We start from the raw sequence: 4,465 nt of genomic DNA on the forward strand, positions 1-4,465 counted from the left end.
CCCCCGAGGTATTTTTCAAACCAAAGAAGGGCGCCGCAGCGCCCCTCACACCCGTTGGGAAAACGCCCGCAGCGCCTGCCAGGTCTCAGCCCTTGGCGTAGCCCAGCCCCTGCAGGGCTTCCCTGATCTCGTCCAGGATCGCCGGGTCGTCGATGGTCGCCGGCATCTTGAACTCTTCTCCATCCGCGATCTGAACCATCGTCCGGCGCAGGATCTTGCCCGAGCGGGTCTTGGGCAGGCGGTCCACCACGCAGGCCAGTTTGAAGGCCGCGACGGGGCCGATCTTCTCGCGCACCAGCTTGACGCTTTCCGCCACGATCTCCTCGTGCGGGCGGTTCACGCCGGAAGAGAGGCAGAGGAACCCCAGCGGCAGCTGTCCCTTCAGCTGGTCGGTCACGCCGATCACGGCGCATTCGGCCACGTCCGGATGCGAGGCCAGCACCTCTTCCATGCCGCCGGTCGACAGGCGGTGGCCCGCGACGTTGATGACGTCATCGGTGCGCGCCATGATGTAGACGTAGCCGTCCTCGTCGATCATGCCCGCGTCGCCGGTCTCGTAGTAGCCGGGGAAATGCTCCAGGTAGCTCTTCTTGAACCGCGCCTCGGCGTTCCACAGCGTCGGCAGCGTGCCCGGCGGCAGCGGCAACTTGACCGCGATGGCGCCCAGTTCACCCTGTTTCATGGGGTGGCCGCCCTCGTCCAGGATCTGGATGTCGTAGCCCGGCATCGGCTTGGCCGGAGAGCCCAGCTTGGTCGGCAGTTCCTCGATGCCCAGCGGGTTGCCCGCGATGCACCAGCCGGTTTCGGTCTGCCACCAGTGGTCGATCACCGGCACCTTCAGCTGGTCCTGCGCCCATTGGATCGTGTCCGGATCGGCGCGTTCGCCCGCCAGGTAGACGGCCTTGAGGCAGCTCAGGTCATATTTCCCGACAAATTCGCCCTTGGGATCCTCGCGTTTCACCGCGCGGAAGGCGGTCGGCGCGGTAAAGAAGGACTTCACCTTGTGTTCCGAGATCACCCGCCAGAATGTGCCCGCGTCGGGGGTGCCCACGGGCTTGCCCTCGAAGACGATGGTGGTGTTGCCGTGGATCAGCGGGCCGTAGCAGATGTAGGAATGGCCCACGACCCAGCCCACGTCCGAGGCGGCCCAGAACACGTCGCCGGGATCGACGTTGTAGAGGTTCTTCATGGTCCAGTTCAGCGCCACCAGGTGCCCAGCCGTGGGGCGCACGACGCCCTTGGGCTGGCCGGTGGTGCCCGAGGTATAGAGGATGTACGCGGGATGGTTGCCCTCGACCGGCACGCAGTCCGCCGGCTCGACGCCGTACTGGAACCCGTGCCAGTTGTAGTCACGCCCCTCTTCCAGGTGCGCCACTTCCTGCTCGCGCTGGAAGATCACGCAGAAGTCGGGCTTGTGCTTTGCCTGGTCAATGGCCCCGTCCAGCAGCGGCTTGTAGTGGACGACGCGGCCCGGCTCCATCCCGCAGGAGGCGGCGATGATGCACTTGGGCTGGGCATCGTCGATCCGCACCGCCAGCTCGCTCGCGGCAAAGCCGCCGAAGACCACCGAATGCACCGCGCCCAGCCGCGCGCAGGCCAGCATGGCCTCCAGCGCCTCGGGGATCATCGGCATGTAGATGATGACGCGGTCGCCCTTCTCGACGCCCTTGGCGCGCAGCGCGCCGGCCAGGTTGGCCACGCGGTTGCGCAGTTCGACGTAGGAAATCTCGCGCTTGGTATGGGTGATCGGGCTGTCGTAGATGATCGCCGTCTGCTCGCCGCGCCCGGCCTCGACGTGCCGGTCCACCGCGTTCCAGCAGGTGTTCACCATGCCGTCGGCAAACCATTCGTACATGTGATCGCCACGGTCAAAGAGGGCCTTCGAGGGCTTCTTCTCCCAGTCGATCGCCTCGGCCGCCGACATCCAGAAGCCTTCCGGATCGGCCTGCGCGCGGTCATAAACGTCTTGATACCCCATGAGAGAGCCTCCTCTATTCCCTGACAAACCGCTTAGGCGGAGCACCGCCAAACGGGCAAGTCTGTTACCGGCGGTCAGGACAGATTATCGCAGAAGATTTGCGAATTCGCCCTGCAAAGATTTGCAAACCCAAGAAATCCTTGCTGTGATCTTTGATGATCGCGAGACTTTGCAAAGTTGAAAAGCGACTCGCCCTGCCCCGCCCCCAAGTCCCCCGATACTATGGCGCGGAATCCGCTTGCGCGAATGTGATCTGTCGTGTGACTTGACCTGCCGTGCGCGGCATGGACTCATCCCCTGACCGCGCGAAAGGAGATTCTTCATGCAAAGCAAGGCCTTCAAGGCACTGACCCTGGCCATTGTCGGCCTCTGCGCCTGGACCGGTGCCGCTTGGGCCAACTGGGAGTTCGTCGGCGGCGAGGAGGCGACCGAACATGTTGCCCGCGTCTGCAACGGCGATGACGAAGTGATCTGCTTTGAACTGGGCTGCTCCACCGGAGAGCCGCTGGCCTACCGCCTGACGACGCGGAACATGCCCGGCATGGTGGCGGCGCCACGCCTCGACAGCCTGCTGTTCGTCGGCTCGCAACTGGCCGGGTCGCTGGATTTCAGCCATACCGGGCTGGAGAGCTTCCATGCCCCGCTTGAGGAAACCCAGCTGCGCGGCATCGACCGGCTCAAGGCCGGCATCCGTGCGCAACTGCATGTCTGGGACAGCGCCGACAGCGCGCCGGTGATCCATCGCTTCACCCTGATCGGGTCGAACGCGGCGATCACCGAGGTCCAGAAATTCTGCCCGCTGCCCGACTTCGACCAGCGCGAGCTGGAACGGCGCACCCTGCCCGATCCCGCCGCGCAGATCCTTGGCGACATGCGCGAGGCCTGCACCGTCCTCGACGGGCAGCTGACCGTCAGCGACGGCTTCTCGCAGCAGATCGACATCGACGGAAAACCGCCGATGGACCTGCGGATCAACCACGGCGCCATGCTGTGCGACAGCACGCCCGACATGGTCTGCGGCCCGGCCGGCTGTCTGACCTCCTTCTGGCTGGGCATGGAGGACGGCCGCTATCGTCGCGTCTTCCTGAACGCGATCCAGGACGCGGCCATCACCGGGCAACCGGGCGTCCTGACCCTGATCGTCAAGGGATCGCAATGCGGCGACGGGGACGAGGCCGGCCCCTGCGGCAAGCGCTACGAACTGGACGGGTTCGAGCTGAAAGAACAGCAACCCTGAGGCCTGCGATGGGACGAGGACTCCGCAGGCGGCACCTGCCGCTTCCCTCTCCACAACGAAAGGCGATCTCAGTGGCGACCGCGCGGATCCTCCAACCCGACGCGCCGCTGCAAACGCGCGGCGTCACGTTGGGCACGCCAAAAGCGGCGGATCTTTCGCTCTGAGAAAAACGCATGCAGTGAGCCCAAGAGGGATACCAGCAGGATCAAAGCGACTGTTCCCAGCAGGACGAGGCTCATTTTCTCCATGCATCGCGCCTCTTGTCTCAGACGAACTGCTCGCGGATCAGCCGTTCTTCCAGACCGTGCCCCGGGTCGAACAGCACCCGGTGCGCCACGCCCGGCTCTGACCGGATCTGCACCGCCAGCACGTCGCGCACCTCCGCCCCGTCGGCCTCTGCCATGACCGGGCGCTTCTCGGCCTCCAGCACCTCGAAACTGACCTCTGCCGCCTTGGGCAGCAGCGCGCCGCGCCAGCGCCGGGGCCGAAAGGCCGCCACCGGGGTCAGGGCCAGCACATCCGCGCCGATCGGCAGGATCGGCCCGTGCGCAGAGTAATTGTAGGCGGTCGACCCGGCGGGCGTCGACACCAGCGCCCCGTCACAGACCAGTTCCGCCATCCGCACCTGGCCATCGACGCTGATCCGCAGCCGCGCCGCCTGGCTGCCCGAACGGTGCAGAGAGACCTCGTTGATCGCCAGCGCCTCGTGTTCCTCGCCGTCGGTGCAGGTCGCGCGCATGGCCAGCGGGTTGATCACCGCCTCTTCCGCCGCGGTCAGCCGTTCGACCAGCCCGTGTTCCGAATATTCGTTCATCAGAAAGCCCACGGTGCCCCGGTTCATGCCGTAAACCGGCACCGCCAGCTCCTGCGTCCGGTGCAGCGTGTGCAGCATGAAACCGTCGCCACCCAGCGCGACGATCACGTCCGCGCCACGCTCGGCATGGTCGCCATAGCGCCGCGTCAGGCCTGCGCGCGCCGATTGCGCAATCGGCGCGTTGGACGCACAAAAGGCGATCCGTAAGCTCATCGGGGGTTTCCTGTCGTCTCCATCCGGGGCGGATGGAAGCACAAAGTTCCGGCAGGGACCAGTGCCGGGGCCGCCATGCCGCTGGTATGTCGCAGCCCGTCGCTTTACCTACTTTGAGTCAGAACCGGTTTCCTATACGAAACCCCGCAATCCGAATCCAAAGGAGCAGCGCCATGAACGCCCCCCATCGCGACGACGGTTTTTTCACCGAGTCCCTCGCCTC

At 65.5% G+C, this 4,465-nt stretch carries 3 protein-coding genes; 1 reads left to right on the forward strand and 2 read right to left on the reverse strand.

Features of this window, described 5'->3' with window-relative positions; all coding sequences use genetic code 11:
• Nucleotides 1-85: 85 nt before the first annotated feature.
• Entirely contained in the window at nucleotides 86-1,978 is a 1,893-nt protein-coding gene (prpE, locus tag PVW46_RS06035; RefSeq protein WP_069209345.1) for a propionate-CoA ligase PrpE, read from the reverse strand.
• Between the two features lie 322 nt (nucleotides 1,979-2,300).
• On the opposite strand from prpE, the gene PVW46_RS06040 reads away from it, so the two are divergent.
• Nucleotides 2,301-3,215, forward strand: coding sequence for a hypothetical protein (locus PVW46_RS06040; RefSeq protein WP_043135821.1), 915 nt, complete (start codon nucleotides 2,301-2,303; stop codon nucleotides 3,213-3,215).
• Between the two features lie 265 nt (nucleotides 3,216-3,480).
• Here PVW46_RS06040 and PVW46_RS06045 read toward each other — a convergent pair whose 3' ends face one another.
• Entirely contained in the window at nucleotides 3,481-4,242 is a 762-nt protein-coding gene (locus PVW46_RS06045) for an NAD kinase (protein ID WP_069209346.1), read from the reverse strand.
• Nucleotides 4,243-4,465 lie beyond the last annotated feature (223 nt).

Source organism: Mameliella sp. AT18, from assembly GCF_028807275.1.
GTDB lineage: Bacteria > Pseudomonadota > Alphaproteobacteria > Rhodobacterales > Rhodobacteraceae > Antarctobacter > Antarctobacter albus.